General features: G+C 69.0%; 20 protein-coding genes and 1 pseudogene. 10 read left to right on the plus strand and 11 right to left on the minus strand.

Annotation, left to right across the window (positions count from 1 at the left end):
• Positions 1-4: 4 nt before the first annotated feature.
• Positions 5-115, minus strand: a pseudogene (locus ABT186_RS06505) (class I SAM-dependent methyltransferase); the annotation flags it as partial.
• A gap of 5 nt (positions 116-120) precedes the next feature.
• Positions 121-1,227 (minus strand): serine hydrolase domain-containing protein, encoded by a 1,107-nt coding sequence (locus ABT186_RS06510; protein ID WP_351923860.1) that lies wholly within the window; start codon positions 1,225-1,227, stop codon positions 121-123.
• Positions 1,228-1,526: 299 nt separating this feature from the next.
• On the opposite strand from ABT186_RS06510, the gene tgmA reads away from it, so the two are divergent.
• The 4 genes from tgmA (at position 1,527) to ABT186_RS06530 (ending at position 4,345) form a co-directional block, all read left to right on the plus strand.
• On the plus strand, positions 1,527-1,718 hold the full coding sequence (gene tgmA / locus ABT186_RS06515) for a putative ATP-grasp-modified RiPP (protein WP_351221957.1): 192 nt from the start codon (positions 1,527-1,529) through the stop codon (positions 1,716-1,718).
• 14 nt (positions 1,719-1,732) lie between these two features.
• Positions 1,733-2,689 carry an MvdC/MvdD family ATP grasp protein gene (locus ABT186_RS06520; RefSeq protein WP_351221956.1) on the plus strand — a complete coding sequence of 319 codons (957 nt, stop codon included), beginning with the start codon at positions 1,733-1,735 and terminating at the stop codon, positions 2,687-2,689.
• A 241-nt stretch (positions 2,690-2,930) separates the two neighbouring features.
• Positions 2,931-3,806, plus strand: coding sequence for a YhjD/YihY/BrkB family envelope integrity protein (locus ABT186_RS06525; protein WP_351221955.1), 876 nt, complete (start codon positions 2,931-2,933; stop codon positions 3,804-3,806).
• Positions 3,807-3,994: 188 nt separating this feature from the next.
• A complete protein-coding gene (locus ABT186_RS06530) occupies positions 3,995-4,345 on the plus strand; it encodes a hypothetical protein (RefSeq protein ID WP_351221954.1) in 351 nt (116 codons plus the stop codon).
• An 813-nt stretch (positions 4,346-5,158) separates the two neighbouring features.
• Here ABT186_RS06530 and ABT186_RS06535 read toward each other — a convergent pair.
• On the minus strand, positions 5,159-5,578 hold the full coding sequence (locus ABT186_RS06535) for a MerR family transcriptional regulator (RefSeq protein WP_351221953.1): 420 nt from the start codon (positions 5,576-5,578) through the stop codon (positions 5,159-5,161).
• Between the two features lie 91 nt (positions 5,579-5,669).
• Between ABT186_RS06535 and ABT186_RS06540 the strand changes: the two genes are divergently transcribed.
• A complete protein-coding gene (locus ABT186_RS06540) occupies positions 5,670-6,149 on the plus strand; it encodes a hypothetical protein (RefSeq protein ID WP_351923862.1) in 480 nt (159 codons plus the stop codon).
• A gap of 340 nt (positions 6,150-6,489) precedes the next feature.
• Positions 6,490-8,649, plus strand: coding sequence for a protein kinase domain-containing protein (locus ABT186_RS06545; protein ID WP_351923952.1), 2,160 nt, complete (start codon positions 6,490-6,492; stop codon positions 8,647-8,649).
• A 412-nt stretch (positions 8,650-9,061) separates the two neighbouring features.
• Here the strand turns inward: ABT186_RS06545 and ABT186_RS06550 are convergent, their stop codons facing one another.
• The 4 genes from ABT186_RS06550 to ABT186_RS06565 all read right to left on the minus strand — a co-directional run bounded on the left by ABT186_RS06550 (position 9,062) and on the right by ABT186_RS06565 (position 12,787).
• Entirely contained in the window at positions 9,062-10,279 is a 1,218-nt protein-coding gene (locus ABT186_RS06550; RefSeq protein WP_351923865.1) for a PP2C family protein-serine/threonine phosphatase, read from the minus strand.
• Positions 10,280-10,443: 164 nt separating this feature from the next.
• The gene (locus ABT186_RS06555; RefSeq protein ID WP_351221950.1) at positions 10,444-11,364 is read right to left on the minus strand and encodes an MBL fold metallo-hydrolase; all 921 of its coding nucleotides are present in this window, start codon (positions 11,362-11,364) and stop codon (positions 10,444-10,446) included.
• 7 nt (positions 11,365-11,371) lie between these two features.
• The gene (locus ABT186_RS06560) at positions 11,372-11,521 is read right to left on the minus strand and encodes a hypothetical protein (RefSeq protein ID WP_351221949.1); all 150 of its coding nucleotides are present in this window, start codon (positions 11,519-11,521) and stop codon (positions 11,372-11,374) included.
• A 147-nt stretch (positions 11,522-11,668) separates the two neighbouring features.
• Positions 11,669-12,787: a hypothetical protein gene (locus ABT186_RS06565; RefSeq protein WP_351923867.1), complete on the minus strand. Its 1,119-nt coding sequence runs from the start codon at positions 12,785-12,787 to the stop codon at positions 11,669-11,671.
• Between the two features lie 176 nt (positions 12,788-12,963).
• Between ABT186_RS06565 and ABT186_RS06570 the strand changes: the two genes are divergently transcribed.
• Entirely contained in the window at positions 12,964-14,118 is a 1,155-nt protein-coding gene (locus ABT186_RS06570; RefSeq protein WP_351221947.1) for a cystathionine gamma-synthase, read from the plus strand.
• 10 nt (positions 14,119-14,128) lie between these two features.
• Here the strand turns inward: ABT186_RS06570 and ABT186_RS06575 are convergent, their stop codons facing one another.
• The 3 genes from ABT186_RS06575 to ABT186_RS06585 form a co-directional block, all read right to left on the minus strand.
• Positions 14,129-14,377 carry a hypothetical protein gene (locus ABT186_RS06575; RefSeq protein WP_351221946.1) on the minus strand — a complete coding sequence of 83 codons (249 nt, stop codon included), beginning with the start codon at positions 14,375-14,377 and terminating at the stop codon, positions 14,129-14,131.
• A gap of 52 nt (positions 14,378-14,429) precedes the next feature.
• On the minus strand, positions 14,430-14,933 hold the full coding sequence (locus tag ABT186_RS06580) for a sigma factor-like helix-turn-helix DNA-binding protein (RefSeq protein WP_351923869.1): 504 nt from the start codon (positions 14,931-14,933) through the stop codon (positions 14,430-14,432).
• Between the two features lie 446 nt (positions 14,934-15,379).
• Positions 15,380-15,886 (minus strand): MarR family winged helix-turn-helix transcriptional regulator, encoded by a 507-nt coding sequence (locus ABT186_RS06585; protein ID WP_351221970.1) that lies wholly within the window; start codon positions 15,884-15,886, stop codon positions 15,380-15,382.
• 163 nt (positions 15,887-16,049) lie between these two features.
• Here ABT186_RS06585 and ilvA point away from each other — a divergent pair, with 163 nt between their 5' ends.
• From ilvA to ABT186_RS06600, 3 genes are all read left to right on the plus strand, one after another.
• Positions 16,050-17,279, plus strand: a complete 1,230-nt coding sequence (ilvA, locus tag ABT186_RS06590) for a threonine ammonia-lyase (protein WP_351923871.1) — start codon at positions 16,050-16,052, stop codon at positions 17,277-17,279.
• Between the two features lie 288 nt (positions 17,280-17,567).
• Positions 17,568-18,578 (plus strand): ATP-binding cassette domain-containing protein, encoded by a 1,011-nt coding sequence (locus tag ABT186_RS06595; RefSeq protein WP_351221943.1) that lies wholly within the window; start codon positions 17,568-17,570, stop codon positions 18,576-18,578.
• Positions 18,575-19,432 carry an ABC transporter permease gene (locus ABT186_RS06600; protein WP_351923873.1) on the plus strand — a complete coding sequence of 286 codons (858 nt, stop codon included), beginning with the start codon at positions 18,575-18,577 and terminating at the stop codon, positions 19,430-19,432. Before ABT186_RS06595 ends, ABT186_RS06600 begins: the two co-directional genes overlap by 4 nt.
• A gap of 80 nt (positions 19,433-19,512) precedes the next feature.
• On the opposite strand, the gene greA is transcribed toward ABT186_RS06600, so the two are convergent.
• Complete coding sequence (greA, locus tag ABT186_RS06605) at positions 19,513-20,010, minus strand: transcription elongation factor GreA (RefSeq protein WP_351221941.1); 498 nt, start codon at positions 20,008-20,010, stop codon at positions 19,513-19,515.
• Between the last annotated feature and the right edge of the window lie 112 nt (positions 20,011-20,122).

Consider the following 20,122-nt stretch of genomic DNA (forward strand, 5'->3'; position numbering starts at 1 on the left):
GTAATCGGGCCTGTTCCAGGGCGTTCTCGGAGACGTCGACGCCCTCGGCGCGCAGCTCCGGGTGCGTGGCCAGGGCGCGCAGCAGCCACTCCCCGCCGCCGCAACCAAGGTCGAGTTGGATCAAGCCCGCAGACCCTTGAGCCCGTCGTAGGCGGCCATCACGATCTCCAGTCCCCGGTTGTCGTCTGCGGGTTCGCGCATCTGGTTCGTCACGTACGCCACCGCCATACGGCCGTCGGGATCGATCACGACCAAGGAGCCGCCCCAACCACCCCACCCGAAGGTGTTGCCGAACAGCCCGTAGCCCAGGCCGTAACGGACCGGCATGCCCAGAAGTCGGTCCTCTCCGTGGAACTGCTCCTCCCGTGCCAAGTCACAGCCTGCCTGCGACAGCAGCCGCACCCCACGCACCGCCCCTCCGCAGGCCATCACCGACTGCACGAGGGCGACCGAGTGGGCGTTGCCGAATCCGCTCGCGGCGGGGATCTCCGCACGACGCCAGGCCGCACTGTTCCCGTCACGGACCCGTATGGCGGTGGCGGCGGCGGGGGACGTGCCGCTGCCGGGCGCGCTCGCGGCGTAGTCCTCGTCCCGGGACGACGGCGGGACCGTGAGCGCCACCCGGTGGTCGTGCTCGGCGGGCAGTCCGATGTGGAAGTCGGCACCCAGCGGTGCGGCCACTTCCTCAGCGAAGAACGCGCCCAGGCTCCGGCCGGTGATCCGGCGTACGACCTCGCCCACCAGAAACCCCTGGGTGAGCGAGTGGTATCCGGCCGTGCTTCCCGGTTCCCATTGCGGAGCCTGCGCGGCCAGACGTGCCGTGGCGGACGGCCAGTCGTGGAGTTCCTCGACCGCCCCGTCCCAGTCGGGCAGTCCTGCAGTGTGGGCGAGCAGATGCCGCACCAGCACCTTCTCCTTGCCCGCCCTGGTGAACTCGGGCCAGTACCGGCCGACCGGTGCGGCCAGGTCGAGCTCGCCGCGGTCGGCCAGGGTCAGTGCGCACAGCGCCGTCATCGTCTTGGTGACGGACCACACGTTGGTGATCGTGTCCCGCTGCCACGGGATCGTGCGGTCCGCGTCGGCGAACCCACCCCAGACGTCCACCACCGGCTCGCCGTCCACGAAGACCGCAACCGAGGCGCCCGCGTCTCCGTCGTCCAGCAATCCGGCCAGCGCACTGGGCACTGCGGTGAACAGATCATCGTATGAGCCCTGAATGTAGGCCATGCGGGGTATTAGCGCGCACGGGTCCGCCAGAGGCAACCGAATTTCCCGGTCGGCGCGCCTGTTGGACTCCCCCCGGGAGTGAGGGAGCGGTCACCGTTCGTACCTCTGTGACAGTTCTGACGCTCCATTCGATGTGTGACTTGTGGGGAAGGTGAGAACAGCGATGCCATTGGTGCAGGCGATGCGAATGATGTCGTGTACAAGTGATGGCCTTCACCGCGGCATGACAGAACGTGATGAATTCCTTACGCAATGGCGCTTAACCGCATGCAGGCCATGTGCACCCGTGGAGGTTTCGAGTGCGACCGTTCACCCTCAACTACGCTCTCCCCAAGGGGATTCCGGCCGTGGTGACGCCGTACCACTTCGACGAGTCGCGTCAGTTGAACGTGCTTCCCGACGGCCGCCCGGCCGTCAGTGACCCGGACCTGCTGCTGGCGGTCGGCACGACCACATCCACCGCCGGTTCCCAGACGCACTTCGACGACTGACGACCCGTAACCGAATGACCGTACTGATCCTCACGTCCGAGGAGGACGTGACCGCCGACATGGTGGTGGCCAAGCTGCACGAGATGGGGACACCCGTCATGCGGCTGGACCCCGCCGACCTTCCGGACAAGGTCGTGTTGTCCGCGTACTACGCCCACGGCGACTTCGACGGGCACCTGTCGGTGAACGGACATGTGCTCAGCATGGGAGGCCTGCGCTCCGTATGGGTACGCAGGCCCGGCGAACCGGCGGCGCATGCCGCACACCCCTCGCCGTGGCTGACCGCCGAGACCCGTCAGGCGCTGTTCGGCATGCTCTTCTCCGCCTCGACACGATGGATGAACCATCCGCGCAACGCCGACCGGGCCCGCCTGAAGCCATGGCAGTTGAAGATCGCTCACCGCAGCGGCTTCGCCGTACCACCGACCGTCTTCACCACGGCCCCACGCCTGGCACAGCAGTTCGCCGAGGAGCACCGGGACGTGGTGGTGAAGTCCGCCTCGGGGCCGCCGCCCGGTGACCCCGCGCTGGCCCTGCCCACCACCCTGATCGGACCCGACGCGGACTTCTCCGCCGTCGCGGCCGGCCCCGCGCTGCTGCAGCGTTACATACCCAAGCGCGCCGACATTCGTCTGACCTGTGTCGGCACCCGGATGTTCGCCGCGCGGAAGATTGCCGAGCCCGGCCAGGTCGACGGCCGCTACGGCGACACCGAGCACGCCTGGGAGGCGATCCCGGTACCGGAGCGCATCGGCACGTCGGTGCATGAGTACGTCGCCCTTGCCGGACTGGCGTACGCCGCCTTCGACTTCGCCGAGGACGAGGACGGCATCTGGTGGTTCCTGGAGTGCAATCAGGGCGGCCAGTTCGGCTTCGTCGAACTGGAGACCGGACTGCCGGTCTCGGAAGCGGTCGCCCTGTGGCTGTCCCGGCGAAAGGCGGATCGCCACGTTCGCGAGAGCCCCTGGTGAGGCGGCCACCCGGCCTTTCAGCCGAAGCGTGCGTGCCTGCCGTACTCAGGGATGGGACGAGGAGACAGACAGCTGTTCGGCCGCCACCCTGCTTCCCGTGTCGCCGTTCTTCAGACCCGTGCCCCTCCGTTAGGCTCGCTTCGCCACAGAGTTCCCGATTTTCTCGGAGGGCAGGACGTCGGGGATCAGTCTCGAGCGCCTCGTCAGAACGCTGACGTTCTGGCTGCGTCCCGCCTTCGCGTTGCGGGTCATCAACCGGTTCCAGAAGATCGTGGGCTTCGACCGCTCGATGGCGCTGGCATCCAGCGCTCTGACCGCACTGGTCCCACTCCTGATTCTCAGCAGTGCCGTCCTGGGCAATTTCGTGAGCTACGACGCCGCGGAGCGGATCATCAGGCGCTACGACCTCACCGGACAAGGCGCCGAGGCAGTCAAGTCCCTCTTCTCCCCTGCCGAAGGCACCAGTGCGAGCGTGGGTGTCCTCGGGGCCGTGTTTCTGACGATCTCCATGCTGAGCTTCGCACGAGCCTCCCAGCGGCTGATCGAGCAGACCTGGGAGCTCAAGCCCCTGGGCGTCCGCAACACACGTAACGGCTTGTGGTGGATCCTGTCTCTCGGCGGCTACATGGCGGTCACCGGGTGGCTCCACGCGGTCCTCGGTGGTGGACGGCTACGTCTGGCGGCCACGGTGTGCGAGGTACCGCTGACCGCCGTCTTCCTCGTCTGGAGCGGCCGGCTTCTGTCGGCCAAGCGGGTCACCTGGCGGGGCCTGCTCCCGTTCGGCGTCATCGCGGCCGTGCTGACGGCGGTCTATTCGGTGGGCGCGAGCGTCTACCTGCCGCATCACTTCAACACCTCCGCCTCGCGCTATGGATCGGTCGGTGTCGTCTTCGCAATGATCTCGGCCCTCTTCAGTGCCATGCTCGTCATCGTCGCATCGGCGGCACTGGGGCGGGAGGTACGGGACGAGCTCACCCGGATCCGTCAGGGCCACCGTCCTTCCGACAACGAGGTACGCCGCCAGTGGGATGGCCTCGTAGAACAGACCCGGTCCCGTTGGCGCACCGCACGGGAACACGGCTCACAACACCGGTCCCAGGACTCGGATCGCCCCTAGGGCCTGTCCGGAGTCGTGAGGCCCATGAACGCTGTATCGACGTGGGTGCTCCCCCTTCCCGTCACGGTCGGGCGATTGACGCATTCTGCGCCCCCCGGCAACACCGACGTCAGCCTGCCCACCGTCAGCTTCGACGGCATTCAGCTGCCCAACCACGTCGAAGGCGGCGACACCCTCCGCTACATCAAGTGGCGCATCCGCAAGATCACCAACGAGAGCGGCGCCGTGTCCTCACCGACGACGGCGCCGGACGCCCCACGGACTCCGTCCACCGCGTCAACGGCCAAGAATGGTGGCGCATCGAGACCAACGGCCAGGGCGACCAGATCGCGGTCACCGCAGCCAAGGGCGGCTCGGGCACGCTGACCATCAAGGACGCCCGAGGCCGCGTCACCGAGCGCCGCGAGTACGCCGGCCCGAACCCGACCGGCAGCGACTGCACCCCCTGGGTGCGCGGACTTGCGATCTGCCGGCCCGCCGCCGGTGAGCGACCGACGAAGGCCGGCGCGGCGAGGTCGGAGGACTCGACCTCACTCTGATGTTCCTGCGGAGCAAGCGCGCTCAGGCCCACCGCACCGCCGCGACGGGCAGGGCGGATCGGGGCGTGCCCACCATGCCCCGGCAGCACCCCGGCCGCGGCGCATGACTCCGGTCCGCTGACCTGCCGGCGGGGCCGACGCCGTAGGGCAGGCGCCGGGCTGATCACGCGACGTGGTGGCAGGCGCGCCTGCCGCACCGCCATGTCACAATGCGCTACCACTGTACATGGAGAGTAATCCTGGCTGGCCACGCACTCCGCCGGCCTGATGGAAGCCATGCACATCACCGGTCACCGGATTCCAGGTCGCTCCGGCAGCGCCGTCGTCGCCGCGCGTCCACTCGATCTTCGTCGTGGTTCTCAACGCCGCCCCCGGAAAGATCACGCGCAGTGATGGACATTGCTGCGGGAAGGCAGTTGCGCCGGAGGCTGCCGGCGCAGAGAACCTCGGTCCACTCGATAGCCGTTCCGGTGCTCACAGCGCACCACCGCCTACGACCGGGAAAGCCCAAGTACGTCCAGTACGAGGACTTCTGCCCGGCACGCCGAGAGCACGCACCAGACGCCGCGGGGCCGCCCTTCGGGCGACGACGGGAATGTGACGACAGGCCCTGGACCGGGACGGCCACCATCGGCGCACGCCGACGCGGTATCGGCTCGCGGGCGTTCCTGGGGCAGCAGTCGGGCGGCAGGGTCCAGGTCACCACCGCTGCCGAGGGCGTGAACCGCGTGGGCGAGTGGGGTCACGTCGCGGAGGCCGACCGTCGATCATTCCCGTGCGTGTCCTTGGTGATCGGCAAACCCGTTCAGTCGACTATTGCGTCGGTTGCCACATACTGGTCGGAACAGCGTCGCTTCCAACGTCCGCTCCGGCGGGCCGGTCGGCCGCCCGCAGTGGGCATCCAGTGCCCGCACGAGTCGCCAGGTCGGCCCGCAGAGTGGCCAATTCGGCGATACGGGTGTCGATGACCTGAATCTTCTCCTCGAAGAGCGCGGACAGCGCTTCCGCGGTGTCCGGTGCTTCGCGCAATTTCTCGCCGTTCCGCGCGATCTCCGCCAGGGAGAAACCGAGTGCCTGCGCGGTGCGGATGTACTGCAGCCAGGCCACCGTCTCGGGCGGGAAGTCGCGATACCCGTTGGGCAGACGCCGACCTTCGACAAGGCCGACCTTCTCGTAGAACCGGATCGTGTCTCTGGTCATGCCTGCCTGCGCGGCAAGCTCGCCGATGCGCATGCCCCTCCATCGGATACCGGGCTTGACCTTGGAGCGTACTCCACTGTTTAGCGTGAGGCATCGCTGCCACGAGACCAGCAGGAGCCTCATCGTGAGCCGTCTTCGCATCCCCGCGCACCCCGCCTACCTGCGCGTCGTACGCGCGAGCGCCTGGTACGACCTGGCCGTCACGGCCGGATTCGCAACTCCGTGGACCTATGCCCTGGTGCACGGCGCGCTGTCGTCGTGCGGCAACGCGCTCGGTCTTGGAGCTCTGCCCGAACTCGACCCGTGGCAGGTCCTGTTCGCCAATCTGATGGGCTCGGTGGTGGTTGTCTGGGCCGTTCTGCGCATCGTCAGGCCGCTGCCGGAGCACGGACTGTTCGACGGCATCGCACGTACCCTGTTCGCGACGTGGCAGGCGTACGCACTGGCCCACGGTGTGTCGCGGCTCCTGTGGCTGTTCTTCGGTGCCGAGGTGGCGTTCGGCGTCCTCCAGCTTGTGCCGTGGAGATGGGCCCGAAACGCAAACCTGGCAGTCAACGATGCAGGCCCGACCGACGAACGCCCGCTCGGCACAGCGAGTCGGTGACGTGGGGGCACGCCCACCCGTGCCGTTCACCGGTGGGCGTGTCCGTCTTCCCGTTCCCGCCGGCGGTCGACTGCCGTCCGCTGCGAGGAGACCACCGGCTGCAGCATCGTGCGGGTTGCCGTGCCAGGGCCGCCCTCGTCAGGCGCCTGGGCTCAGTGCACTGATCACTTGGCTTGACCTCGGCACGCGGAGACTGCCGAATCCTCCGGCGAGTGTGTTGGCTAAGCTGCGGGATCCATGATCATGCGGGCGTATGTCGAACGCTCGTGGTGCTTGAGACGGGGGCTGGCTGGTGGAGCCGTTGCGGCCGGAAGATCCGAGTGTGCTCGGGGCGTACCGGATGATCGGGCGGCTCGGGGCAGGTGGCATGGGCCGTGTCTATCTCGCGCGCAGCGGAGGTGGGCGTACCGTCGCGGTGAAGGTCGTACGGGCCGACTTGGCCGAGGACGGGGAATTCCGACGGCGGTTCAGGCAGGAAGTGGAGGTGGCGCGGGCCGTCTCCGGGCCGTATACCGCTCCGGTGGTGGACGCGGACACCGAAGGACAACTTCCCTGGCTGGCCACGGTGTACGTGCTCGGACCATCTCTGGAGGACGTGGTTGCCCAGCATGGGCCGTTGCCGGAGACAAGCGTGTGGGCGCTGGCCGGCGGATTGGCCGAGGCACTGCGCGGCATCCACGGAGCGGGTTTGGTGCACCGGGATCTCAAGCCGTCCAACATCCTCCTGACTGCGGATGGGCCGCGGGTGATTGATTTCGGTATCGCCCGGGCCATCGACGGCGAGCGCCTCACCAGTACCGGAGTCGTGGTGGGTTCTCCCGGTTTCATGTCGCCGGAGCAGGCCATGGGGAAGGCGGTCGGGCCGGAGGGCGACGTCTTCTCTCTCGGCGTCGTCCTCGCGTACTCCGCCTCCGGGCAGATGCCGTTCGGGATGGGCGCTCCGGCATCGCTGCTCTACCAAGTGGTGCACGAGCAGCCCGATTTGAGCAAAGTGCCCGAGGCGTTGCAGGCGCTGGTCGCCGCATGTCTTGCAAAGGATCCGGGCCGGCGCCCGACGCCCGAGCAGATCGCCGAGGGCGTTGCACGCCTCGGGTTCTCGGTCGTAGCGGGTGCCTGGCTGCCGACACAGGTGGCGTCGACGATCGCCCAGCACGCCGCTCGGATCCTCGACCTGGACACGCCGCCGGAGGGCTCGACCCCACCGGCTCGGCAGTCGTATACGCCGACACAGGTCGTCCCTCCGTCGGGCGGCCCGGCGAGCCTCAAGTCCGCTGGAGGAAGTCCTTCGCGACGGCGGTTCCTGGCGGTCGCGGCCACGGTCGGGACGGTGGGCCTTGCGGGTGCCGGAGCCGCCATTGCGATGAGGGATGGCGACAAGCCGGCGCCGAAGCCCACCCCGACGAACAGCGGCACAGCGACTCCACGGCGTACACAATGGCCGGGTGGTGTGGCACCGGCGCTCTGGGCATACACCGCCGGCGACCCGAAGAACTCGCTCGTGGCCGCCTCCGGAAGCACGGTGATCCTGCCGCAGCTCCAGCCGCTCGGCCTTGCCGTGGCCACGGGCCGACGCAAGTGGTCGGGCTCAGGCACCTTCGGTCACACGACGGGTCTGATCCCCATGTTCGTGGACGCGAATGCCTTCGTCGCCCTGGACCAGAAGGGACACGTCATCCGGGTGGACCCGTCCACCGGCAGGCCGACGTGGCAATGGCCCCTGCCTTCGAATCTGGTCGGCATCTCCGCATTCGTTGCTGCCGATGACAAGGCCATCTACGCCTTCGGCTCAGGCAGTCCCACCATCGACGGTCCCGACCCGGGGCCTGGCAAGCGCCGTACGGTGCTGCTGAGCATCGACATCAGTACCAGGCGCGAACGCTGGCGTGTGGTTCCTGACGGAAAGGGCCCGGTCACAGTTGCCTTGGGGACCGTGGCAGGCAGCTATCTCGTCCATACCGACGACGGCACCAACGCATTGAACGTCCGCAATACAGCCGACGGCAGCAAAGCCTGGTCCGTGCCTTTCGGGCGGTCGGGAAACTACATCCTTCCGGCAGTGGACAACGGCACGGTATTCGCCACCGACCAACACGTCGTCGCCTGTGATCTCGCTACGGGAACAAAGAAGTGGACGAAGCTCAGCCACAGCTCAGAGGGATTCTTCAGCGCCCCACGGGTCAAGGGTGGCGTGCTGTACATCGGCGACAGCGACCGTGGCGTACGCGCTCTTGACGCCTCCGATGGACGGCAAATCTGGTCCAGGAGCATCGACGGAGGAGCCAACGGCAACGACCTGGTGGTGACCGACACCGCCGTGTACGTCGCCAGCGGCGATCAAACCAGCGGCATTTACGCACTGGACCGCCGTACGGGGAAAACAGTCTGGAACTTTCGCACCAGCCAGATCTCGACAACCAAAGGCATCTGGGAACTGGCTGATGGAGGCAACTGCATCGTCGCCTGCACCGCGGGGAATGTCTTCGGCCTGCCCCCTGTCTGACCCAGGCGCAACGTACGATGCCCGCGCCCGGCGCTGTTGTTGAAGCGTCGGCCGAGGACATCGCCAGGTTCCGTGAGGTTCTTCCTCTCAGGTACTGGCATACGGCCGGGAGGGTGCTCGTCCATGACACGTCGCAGTCTTACGATTTGTACCTGCGACAAGTCGCCGCCGGCACGGATGCCCCGCCTGGCCGCTTCTTGGGCAGCAGTCGGGTCGCGGAGTCCAGGTCGCCGCTGCTGACGAGCGTGTGGATCTCGTGGGCAGGTGGAGTCACGTCGTTGATGGACACCGTCCACTCGTCCGCCCGCGAATGGCGCCCGTTTGGACAGTGCGGCCCAGTGCCGCGTCGGCTGCTGTCCCCTCTCATCCGATCTTGCCCCGCACCGCTCCCTTACCTGTGCGCAGTACCGCGTCACCGGTACTGCGGGCGCCATTCGAACAGCAGGATGGTCACGTCGTCCCGCAGCTGGTTGCGCTGGTAATCGAGGATGGCGTGGATGAGCAGCCGCAGCACCTCAGCCGGGCGCTGGCCGGCGGCGTTGGAGCGGATGATGAAGTCGGTGAACCGGTCGAGGCCGAACTCCGCACCGTCGGCGGCGCGAGCCTCCACGACACCGTCGGTGTAGAGCAGGACGCAATCGCCCGGTTCGAGCGTCGTCTCGTGGACCTGCCGGGCTGCCGGGGCGAGTGCGCCGGCGAGGCCGATCGGCGGCTGCGGGGGGGTGTCCAGTGCCCCGGCGAGCACCCGCTCGGCGCGGATCAGCAGCGGTGGGGGGTGACCGCAATTGACCCGGCGCAGCACTCCGGCCTCGGCGTCGAGCCGGCACAGCACGCCTGTGCAGAAGTGGTCGGGCAGCCACTGGGCGAGCGCCTGGTCGACGGCGCTGACGACGTCGGCCAGGTCGCCACCGCAGCGGCGGGCGTTGCGCGCCGCCGCCATGGCGACCGACGTGGTCAGGCCGGCGGTCAGATCGTGACCCATGGCGTCGAGGATCATGGTGTGCAGGATGTTCTTGACCACCGAGTGGTCGAAGGCGTCGCCGGCGATGCCGTACGCCGGTTCCAGGACCGCGGTCGAGACGCACCTGCTGCTGCCGATGGTGGGGGGTGGCAGGAAGGCCCGCAGCATCTCGGCGGGCAACCGCATGGTCGCGGTGCGGGTGCGGGCGGCGAGCCAGTCGCTGTAGGCGCGCTTGGAGGTGATCAGCATGGCGAACAGATGGGCCAGCATCCGGGTGCGGCGCATCCGTGTCCCGTCGAGGGTGACGGTACGCACCTCCAGCACGCCCAGCCGCTCCGCACCGTCGACCAGAGGCATCCAGACGATCAGGCCGCCGTCGGCCTCGGCCACGTGCGGGGAGACCGTTCGGTACGCCCAGCCGCCGGACGAGCGGCTCACCGGCAGCGGATCCAACTCCTCATCGAGTGGGATGAGCAGCCGTTGTTGCAGGTCGACGAGGTAGATCAGCGCGGTGCCCAGGCCAAGCGCCGAGGCGCAGCGTTTCACCGGGGCGGGCAGTTCGACCGGCAGGGCCGTCTGCGCCTCGATGATCAGATCTTCCAGTAGATTCTCGTCGACGGCAGTGTCGGGACCGGAGCAGGCGTGCGGTGGGTCCGACACGGGGATCACCCCTTCCCTGCCCGTTTCACACCGATCCCGTCCTCCCTCACGTCAGCCCTTTGCGAGGGAGAGAACGGCGGCCATGGCGGACAGCTGAGCTCGAGCGGGCACACCTGATACGCCGGCTGATACGCCGGCCACGTGATCAGCGGGTCCGCCATCAAGATCACCGCTCAGGTCAGCCCAGCAAGCGGGTCGGTGGGCTTCCGGACAGTCGGGAGCACTACATCGACACCGTCTCTGCGGGCCAAAGGCAGCAGTTGGTCCAGGGTCGTATCGAACCGGTCGGCGAAGTAGCGCATCGGCCGCAGCGGGCGGTCCAGACTGATGAAGAAATCGTCCCAGTGCACCAGGACGACCCGGCGTGCGCCGGTCGCGCCCACGACCTCATCCCAGTACGTGTGCACGAACTCGGGCGACTGTTTGCCGAGAATCCCTACGCCAAGGTAGACCACGTCAGCCTGGTAGTCGGCGAGCATTCCAGGCCGGTGATTCGCACTGGCGTGCAGCAGCACACTGCCCCGCGGGTGGGAAACGTGCACGGAGAAAGCCGTGCCGGTCTTCCAAGCCCGCGTCCGAGCGGGCGGGACCAGTGGTTTGTCGACGGTACCCGGGTAGTGGTCGCCGGGGCTGTGCACGGAGTCCAGGAAGGTCAACTCGAACCGACCGTAGGTGAGCACGTCGCCGCCCCGGACCACCTTCAGTGATGACTCGGGCACACCCACACCGCGTCCAACATTGGCCGTTGACTCCGAACCGACCAGATCAGCACCCGTCTCCAGACACCACACCGGAGCGTCGAGAGCGTGGTCGTAGTGAGTATGCGCGCAGAACACCGCCGCGAGTGAGTGGGCATCCGACCGCTCGATCGCATCCCTGACCAGCGCCCGATCAGGTCTGATCCGGCCCAGCAAGACGCGCAACAACCCGGGCCTGGTGACGAATCCGTCACAGAGCAATGTGGTGTCCCCATCGGAGAGCAACAGCGAAGTGGTTCCCAGGAAGCGCGCGGTCAGACCATCAGGAGTGAGCACCGAACGCTGCATGTACATGTGGTAGGGGCGCAGACTCGGACGACCGAACAGCAATCTCACGGCGCTGTCACCTCCACCCACGCAGCTGGACCAGGACGAGCTGCGGACGTTCGAGGCAGACGTGGCTGGTCTGCGGCTGTACGTCGGGCCACGGCTCCGGGCGCACCGGTGGTGGCTGCGAGCACCACAACCCCACGGGGCCGGCGCTGTCCGTCATCGTTGCCTCCGCAAGGTTCGGTGTGAGGGGGGAGACCGGCAGGTGTCCCGCCCTGTGCCGCGTCCCGCGGCGGGCGACCGCGGGCACGATGCCTCGATCGCCGTCCCGGGCACGCACCGCACCCCTCCGCGGCCGCGGCGTCCGTCCTCAGTGCAGCAGTGTTGCCGGGCTTCCCCCGTTCGCCTCGTACCCCGCCACGGCCAGCGCGCGGAATATCGCGTAGTCCCCAGCCGGGTCGGAGGTCAGAGTCCAGGGGAGCGCGCCCACGTGGCCGTCGACATGGACCAGCTGGGCCATCGCCTCCGCCCAGCGCTCGCTGCGGACCAGGAAGAACACCAGGAGATGGCGGACGTGCGCCAGCATCGGGTCGTCGGGGCGGGCGGACTGCACCGCGAAGAGCGCGCCGTGGATCGCCTTGGTCACGACCTCGCTCTGGTAGAAGCTGCGGACCAGGTTCACCTCGGGGAGGTGCTCGAAGACCGCGAACAGGGGCATCGCGGCCAGGAGCGAGCCCTGCGGGGCGCGGCTCGCGGCGGCTTCCGCGAAGGAGTACGCCAGCTCCCGCGAGCCGTGCCACTTCTCGCACCAGTAGTGCAGCGCCGCGAGGTGCGCCCCCATATGGGCCGGAGCGCGGTCCACGATCGTCAGCCACAGCCGCTCGAACTCCGGCTGAGGGTAGGCGAGTCCGCGGGCCACCGAGAGCTCGATGATGTACGGGATCGGGTCGCCGGGGGCCAGCAGGGCCGCTTCAGCGCAGGCGGCCTTCGCCTCCTCCATGATGATCCGGAAATCGTCCGTCCCCGGTGTGGACGTTCGCCACGCCTGCTGGACGAGGAACTCCGCGTGCACGGCGGCACCGCCCGGGTCCTTGGGGGCCTCGGCCCGCCACACCCGCAGCCACTGACCGCCCGGCGTCTCGCTCACCCCGCCCGGCCGCTGCTGCAGCTCCAGGGAGGCGGCGCCCGCGAAGGCCTGCACACGCTGCCAGCGCGTCTCGCCCTCCTTCTCGGTGCCGACCAGGAGCTGTGCGGCCGCGCGATAGTCCTGCGTGCGCTGCACCACGTCCAGGACGTCCAGGAGATCCTGGTCCGGGCCGGGCATCCGGACGTCGAGTTCCTCCTGGCGCAGGAAGCCGTAGTTCGCCGGGTCCGCGGCGTCCGGGTCGCCCGGCGAGACCAGCTGGATGCCCGCGCGCCTGCGCCTGAGGACGGGCAGCAGGACCATGCTGAACATGGCCAGCGCCATCAGGACCCAAAGAATCTCCATGGCTCAAGCGAACCAGACGGGTCCGACACTTGGCCAACCCGGTCGCCGGGCCTGTGGAAAACCCACCGGGGCACTCCGTTCACCCGGTCCCTTCTCCCCACGTGCCCGCTCACTCCCCCCGCACCCCGGCCTCGCGCGCCGTCAGCCTCGCCGCGGGCGCACTACGCTCGGTGCCCATGAGTGACAGGCACATCAGTCAGCATTTCGAAACCCTCGCGATTCACGCGGGGAACACCGCCGACCCCCTCACGGGTGCGGTCGTCCCGCCGATCTACCAGGTTTCCACCTACAAGCAGGACGGCGTCGGCGGGCTGCGCGGCGGCTACGAATACAGCCGCAGCGCCAACCCCACCAGGACCGCCCTGGAGGAGAACCTCGCAGCCCTCGAGGGCGGCCGCCGTGGCCTCGCGTTCGCGTCCGGACTGGCGGCCGAGGACTGCCTGTTGCGTACGCTGCTCAGCCCCGGCGACCACGTGGTCATCCCGAACGACGCGTACGGCGGTACGTTCCGCCTCTTCGCCAAGGTCGTCTCGCGATGGGGTGTGGAATGGTCGGTCGCCGACACCAGCGATCCGTCCGCCGTACAAGCCGCGATCACCCCGAAGACCAAGGCCGTGTGGGTGGAGACCCCCTCCAACCCGCTGCTCGGCATCACGGACATCGCCGCCATCGCCCAGATCGCCCGTGAGGCGGGCGCCAGGCTCGTCGTCGACAACACGTTCGCGACCCCCTACCTGCAGCAGCCGCTCTCGCTCGGCGCGGACGTCGTCGTGCACTCCCTGACGAAGTACATGGGCGGCCACTCCGACGTGGTGGGCGGTGCGCTGATCGTGAACGACCCGGAGCTCGGCGAGCAGCTGGCCTACCACCAGAACGCGATGGGCGCGGTCGCCGGTCCCTTCGATTCCTGGCTGGTGCTGCGCGGTGCCAAGACGCTTGCCGTCCGCATGGACCGGCACAGCGAGAACGCCACGAGGGTCGCCGACATGCTCACGCGGCACGCGCGCGTGACGCGCGTTCTGTACCCGGGCCTGCCGGAGCACCCTGGTCACGAGGTCGCCGCGAAGCAGATGAAGTCGTTCGGCGGCATGGTCTCCTTCCAGGTCGCGGGCGGCGAGGAGGCGGCCGTCGAGGTCTGCAACCGCGCGAAGGTGTTCACGCTCGGCGAGTCCCTGGGCGGTGTGGAGTCCCTGATCGAGCACCCCGGGCGGATGACGCACGCGTCCGTGGTCGGCTCGGCCCTGGAGGTCCCCGGCGACCTCGTCCGGCTCTCCGTGGGCATTGAGAACCTGGACGACCTTCTGGAGGACCTGCAGCAGGCCCTCGGCTAGCAGCCTGGTCTCACCAGTTGCTGACCGGTGGAGTCGTCGTCGACGGCGGCTCCACCCACGGGCGCGCGATCGACGCCCAGATCACGAACGTGAGGGCGGCGACAAGCAGCACCAGCCACAGCAGGCGGCGGCCTGCCGTCCGGCGGCGCAGGATACGGCTGCCGCGCCGCACCACCTCCGGGTACAGGTCGGGCGGCACCTGGGGCGGCGTCCGCTCCAGCATCCGCCGCACGGCTGCCTCCCGCTCGGGCATGTTCACCGGCCCACTCCGTTCCCGTACGGCTTCTGGAGGCCGCTCCCGTACGGCCCCCTCACGACGGCGCCACCTTCGGGACCGGCACCGCCGGTGCCGCCCCCCGAGGCGGGTGCAGCACCGTAGCCATCGCCCGGGTGCAGATCGCCCGTACCCGCTCTGCGGGCAGACCCAGCAGCGCCGCCGTCTGTTCCTCGGCGACACCCTCGTACAGCCTGAGGACGAGGATCAGCCGCTCCTGGGGCGACAGGTCCGCGAGCACGCTCCCCGAGTCCGGCCGGTGCCGGCCGAGCGCCCCGTACTGGTGCCACGCCCCGCGCGCGAAGCGGGTGGCCAGATGCTGGCGGGCCCGGTCGTAGGGGTCCTCGCCGCGCAGCCGGTCCCAGGAGGCGTACGTTTCGGCGAGGGCCAGCGTCAGCAGGTGCCGCGCGCGCGGGTTGTCGTCGGGGGCCTCCGCGGTGAGCAGTGTGGCGGCATGCAGCAGCCGCCCGGCCGCGCCCGCGACGAACGCCTCGAACTCGCGGGCCCGGCGGGCGCCTTGGGACGCATGCCGTTCTCGCACCGCGCCTCCCGCCTGAGGGCGACCCTGAGGGGAACGGGACCCCGCCGCGTACGGGCGGCGCCGCGCACGCACGACAAGGGGGGTGTGTACGGCAGGCCGGATCGCGTACGACGGGGACCTGGTCTCATATGAGACCGGCCGAACCCCCCGGGTCAAGAGCCGGGGAACGACGGCACGCGCGCGTGCCCACCGTCACGACATGCGACTGCCGACGTGACAACGTGCGACTGTCGACGTGCGACTGCCGGGGTCATGAGTTACGGCGGTCAAGGTCACGACGCACGACGGCCAGGTCACGACGCACGACGGCCAGGTCACGACGCACGACGGCCAGGTCACGACGCACGACGGCCAGGTCACGACGCACGACGGCCAAGTCACGACGCACGACGGCCAAGGTCATGACGTACGGCGGCCAAGGTCATGACGCACGACGCGCCCGCACCTCAGGACGTCGGCTGTGACTCCGCCCCTGGAACCCCCTGCGCGGCCTGCCGTGCGGAGAGGGCGACATTGAACCGCGTGAGCAGCGTGCAGAACGCCTCGCGCTCCTCCGGCGTCCAGTCGTGCGTCAGCTCGGCCATCAACTGCCGCCTGGACGAACGGACTTCCTCCAGGCGGGACTGCCCGCGCGGAGAGAGCTGGAGCACCACCGCGCGCCCGTCCTCCGGGTGAGAGGTGCGCTTGACGAGACCGGTGTCGACCAGCGGGGCGACCTGCCGGGTGACCGTCGACGAGTCGATCCCCATGCTTGCGGCGAGGGCCTTGACGCCCATCGGGCCTTCCTTGTCGAGGCGGTTGAGCAGCAGGTACGCGGCGCGGTCCATGGAGTTGCGCACCTGCCCGACCCCGCCGAGCCGAGTCTGTTCGGCACGGCGCGCGAACACCGCGACCTCGTGCTGCAGCGTGTCCAGAAGACCGGTGTCACCGACGGTCGTCATGTCCATCGACATTTCAGGTGTTGTGGGCATGGCCGGGGGCTCACTTCATGCGTGGGGAGCTGATTGGGGGACAGAGTACGCGGCCGGGGCGCGGGTCGTACCGGCGCTGCGCAAACCCGTCCCGCGCCTTGGTCACACCCGCTGTGGACGGGCGTGAACTGCGAGACTGGTGGTCATGAGCTACAGCACGGCCGACTCCCTGCCGCCGGTGACGCTGGACGACGTACGGGGCGCCCAGAAGATGCTCTCGGGCGTCGCACGTGTCACCGCCATGGAAGGCAGCAGGCATCTGTCCCAGCTGGTCGGTGCGCCGGTGCACTTCAAGTGCGAGAACCTCCAGCGGACCGGCTCGTTCAAGCTGCGCGGCGCGTACGTGCGCATCGCGGGGCTGCTGCCCGAGGAACGCGCCGCGGGCGTCGTCGCCGCGAGCGCGGGCAACCACGCGCAGGGCGTCGCCCTCGCGTCGGCGCTGCTCGGTGTGCACTCCACGGTCTTCATGCCGAAGGGCGCCCCGCTCCCGAAGATCAGCGCGACCCGGGAGTACGGCGCAGACGTACGGCTGTACGGACAGGTGGTGGACGAAACGCTGGCCGCCGCGCAGGAGTACGCGGCCGGGACGGGCGCGGTGTTCATCCACCCCTTCGACCACCCGGACATCATTGCGGGCCAGGGAACGGTCGGTCTCGAGATCCTGGAGCAGTGCCCCGAGGTGGGCACGATCATCGTGGGCGTCGGCGGCGGCGGGCTGATCGCGGGTATCGCGACCGCGGTGAAGGCGCTGCGCCCCGACGTGCGGGTGGTCGGGGTGCAGGCGGAGGGTGCGGCCGCGTATCCGCCCTCGCTGGCGGCCGGGCGTCCGGTGCCGGTCCGGAACCCGGCCACGATGGCCGACGGCATCAAGGTGGGGCGGCCCGGCGACGTGCCGTTCCGCATCGTCCAGGACCTGGTCGACGAGGTCCGTACGGTGTCCGAGGACGCGTTGTCCGCCGCGCTCCTGCTCTGTCTGGAGCGGGCCAAGCTGGTCGTCGAGCCGGCCGGCGCGAGCCCGGTCGCGGCGCTGCTGAGCGATCCGGGCGACTTCGAGGGCCCGGTGGTCGCCGTGCTGTCCGGCGGAAACGTCGACCCGGTGCTGATGCAGCGCATCCTGCGGCACGGCATGGCCGCGCAGGGCCGCTATCTCGCGGTGCGGCTGCGGCTGACCGACCGCCCGGGCGCCCTCGCGACGCTCCTCGGGGTGTTGACCGTGGTCGACGCCAACGTCCTCGACGTGAGTCACGTACGGACCGACCCACGGCTCGGGCTCGCGGAGGCCGAGGTCGAGCTGCACCTGGAGACGAAGGGCCCGGAGCACTGCGCGGAGGTCGGCCAGGCGCTGCGGGAGGCGGGTTACACGGTCATCGACTGAGGTCGGGACCGGGCCCGGGGCCGTTGTCACACCCCCTGTGTAACACCCCTGTGGAAAACTATTGAGAGACGCGATACATCGCGTTATGGTGTGTACAGTTCGCTGCTCTGCATCTGCTCGTCCTGCATCTCGCCCTGTATCTCGTCATCTCGTCACGCCCGCCCGTGCCGCGGGCGTTCGCCGCGGTTTACGAAATCCCGTATGCCGTCGAATGTGCGAAAACTCCTCGAACGAACGAAAACCGGAAACTACCCTCTTTGTCCCATCCCCAATGACGTGGAGACCCATATGCCAGGCGCCATCTACGCCGAAGGCCTGGTGAAGACCTTCGGCGACGTAAGGGCTCTGGACGGCGTCGACCTCGACGTCCCGGAGGGCACCGTGCTCGGCCTCCTCGGGCCCAACGGTGCGGGCAAGACCACCGCGGTGCGCTGCCTGACGACCCTGCTGCGCCCCGACAGCGGCACGGCGGTCGTCGCCGGGATCGACGTGCTCAAGCACCCCGACGCCGTGCGGCGCTCGGTCGGCCTGTCCGGGCAGTTCGCCGCGGTCGACGAGTATCTGACCGGCCGCGAGAACCTCCAGATGGTGGGCCGGCTCTACCAGATGAGGGCGAAGGCGGCGAAGCAGCGGGCAGTCGAGCTGCTGGAGCAGTTCCACCTCACGGACGCCGCCGACCGCCCCACGAAGACGTACTCCGGCGGTATGCGCCGCCGCCTCGACCTGGCGGCCGCGCTGGTGGTCCGGCCGCCCGTGATGTTCATGGACGAGCCGACGACCGGCCTCGACCCGCGCAACCGCCAGCAGCTGTGGGACGTCATCAAACAGCTCGTCTCTGGCGGTACGACGCTGCTCCTGACCACCCAGTACCTCGAAGAGGCCGACCACCTGGCGCACGACATCTGTGTCGTCGACCACGGCCGCGTCATCGCCCGCGGCACCTCCGACCAGCTCAAGGCGCGCACAGGCGGCGAGCGAGTCGAAGTCGTCGTCCACGCGCGCGAGCACATCACAGCTGCCGCCGGGGTCCTCAGCGGCTTCGGCAAGGGGGACACCACCGTCGAGGAGCACACCCGCAAACTGACCGTCCCCGTCACCGGTGGCGCCAAGCTCCTCGCCGAGGTCATCCGCGAGCTGGACACCCGCGGTATCGAGATAGACGACATCGGACTGCGCCGGCCCACCCTGGACGACGTCTTCCTGTCCCTGACCGGCCATGTCGCCGAGGAGAAGCCCGAGGACAACGGCGCGGCCGCGGACCCCAGGGCCCGCAAGCGCACGAAGGAGACCGCCAAGTGAGTGTCGTCACCGACGCCGCGCCCGTCGCGGCGCCCGCGAACCCCGTCAGCCAGTCCGTCCGTGACTCACTGGTCGTCGCCCAGCGGAATCTGATCCGCATGACCCGGATCCCCGAGATGGTGATCTTCGGGCTGATCCAGCCGATCATGTTCGTCGTGCTGTTCAGCTACGTCTTCGGCGGCTCGATGCAGATCGGCGGCAGTACCAGCTCCACCGACTACCGCAACTTCCTGATGGCCGGCATCTTCGCCCAGACCGTCACGTTCGCCACGGCGGGCGCCGGCGCGGGCATTGCCGACGACATGCACAAGGGGCTCATCGACCGCTTCCGCTCCCTGCCCATGGCCCGGGGTGCGGTGCTCACCGGGCGGACTCTGGCGGACCTCGTGCAGACCGCGCTGACGCTGCTGGTCCTCGCGATCGTCGCCCTGCTGGTCGGCTGGCGCGTGGGCTCCGACGCGGGCACCAACGCGGGAAAGGTGCTGGCCGCCTTCGGGCTGCTGCTCCTGACGGGGTACGCGTTCACCTGGATCGGCGCGCTGATCGGCCTGTCCGTGCGTACACCGGAGGCGGCCACCTCGGGCGGACTGATCTGGCTGTTCCCGGTCACGTTCATCTCGAACGCCTTCGTGGACACCGGCCATATGACGCCCTGGCTGAGGCACATCGCCGAGTGGAACCCGTTCAGCGCCACCGTGCAGGCCTGCCGCACGCTGTTCGGCAACCCGGGGGTGTCGCCGTCGGACGCCTGGCCCATGGCTCACCCCGTCTGGGCCTCGCTGATCTACTCGGTCCTGATCATCGCGATATTCCGGACGCTGGCGGTACGGAAGTACCGCTCGGCGACGGCATGACGCGACCGGGGCCGGATGGGCATGACGATGCCCCCGGTGCCGCCGGGGCACCGGGGGCGTGCTGAAGGTGAGGCGGAGGCTCAGCCCTGGTAGGGCTCGGCCTTGAGGATCTTCACCGTGGCCTTCTTGCCGTTCGGCAGCTCGTACTCGGCGTCCTCGCCGACCTTCTTGCCGGTCACGCCGGAGCCCAGCGGGGACTGGGGGGAGTACGTCTCGATGTCGGCGCTCGCGTACTCGCGGGAAGCGAGCAGGAACGTCAGCGTGTCGTCCTCGTCACCGTCGAAGGCGATCGTGACGACCATGCCGGGCGCCACCGCACCGTTGGCCGCCGGGGCCTCGCCGACCTTGGCGTTCTCCAGGAGCTGGGTCAGCTGGCGCACGCGGAGCTCCTGCTTGCCCTGCTCTTCCTTGGCCGCGTGGTACCCGCCGTTCTCGCGCAGGTCGCCCTCCTCGCGCGCGGCGGCGATCTTGGCGGCGATCTCCGTGCGCGCAGGACCAGACAGGTACTCCAGCTCGGCCTTGAGCTGGTTGTACGCCTCCTGGGTCAGCCAGGTGACGTTCTCGCTGGTCTGGGTCACAGGTGCTCCTCGTCGGTACTGGGAATACAAAGCATCGCCCTACCCAGAAGAATGTTCTTTCACGGGTGGGCGAAACCACGAGCCTAACAATTCAGAGGCAGAAGGGGGAGGA

It is taken from the genome of Streptomyces sp. NPDC001634 (assembly GCF_040298185.1).
GTDB lineage: Bacteria > Actinomycetota > Actinomycetes > Streptomycetales > Streptomycetaceae > Streptomyces.

Excerpts from the sequence above, each read along its gene's own strand:
- ABT186_RS06510 (WP_351923860.1), bottom strand. The coding sequence starts at position 1,227 with ATGGCCTACATTCAGGGCTCATACGATGATCTGTTCACCGCAGTGCCC.
- ABT186_RS06560 (WP_351221949.1), bottom strand. The coding sequence starts at position 11,521 with ATGACGGACAGCGCCGGCCCCGTGGGGTTGTGGTGCTCGCAGCCACCA.
- ABT186_RS06570 (WP_351221947.1), top strand. The coding sequence starts at position 12,964 with ATGAGTGACAGGCACATCAGTCAGCATTTCGAAACCCTCGCGATTCAC.
- ABT186_RS06585 (WP_351221970.1), bottom strand. The coding sequence starts at position 15,886 with ATGTCGATGGACATGACGACCGTCGGTGACACCGGTCTTCTGGACACG.
- ABT186_RS06565 (WP_351923867.1), bottom strand. The coding sequence starts at position 12,787 with ATGGAGATTCTTTGGGTCCTGATGGCGCTGGCCATGTTCAGCATGGTC.
- ilvA (WP_351923871.1), top strand. The coding sequence starts at position 16,050 with ATGAGCTACAGCACGGCCGACTCCCTGCCGCCGGTGACGCTGGACGAC.
- ABT186_RS06545 (WP_351923952.1), top strand. The coding sequence starts at position 6,490 with ATGATCGGGCGGCTCGGGGCAGGTGGCATGGGCCGTGTCTATCTCGCG.
- ABT186_RS06520 (WP_351221956.1), top strand. The coding sequence starts at position 1,733 with ATGACCGTACTGATCCTCACGTCCGAGGAGGACGTGACCGCCGACATG.
- ABT186_RS06535 (WP_351221953.1), bottom strand. The coding sequence starts at position 5,578 with ATGCGCATCGGCGAGCTTGCCGCGCAGGCAGGCATGACCAGAGACACG.
- ABT186_RS06595 (WP_351221943.1), top strand. The coding sequence starts at position 17,568 with ATGCCAGGCGCCATCTACGCCGAAGGCCTGGTGAAGACCTTCGGCGAC.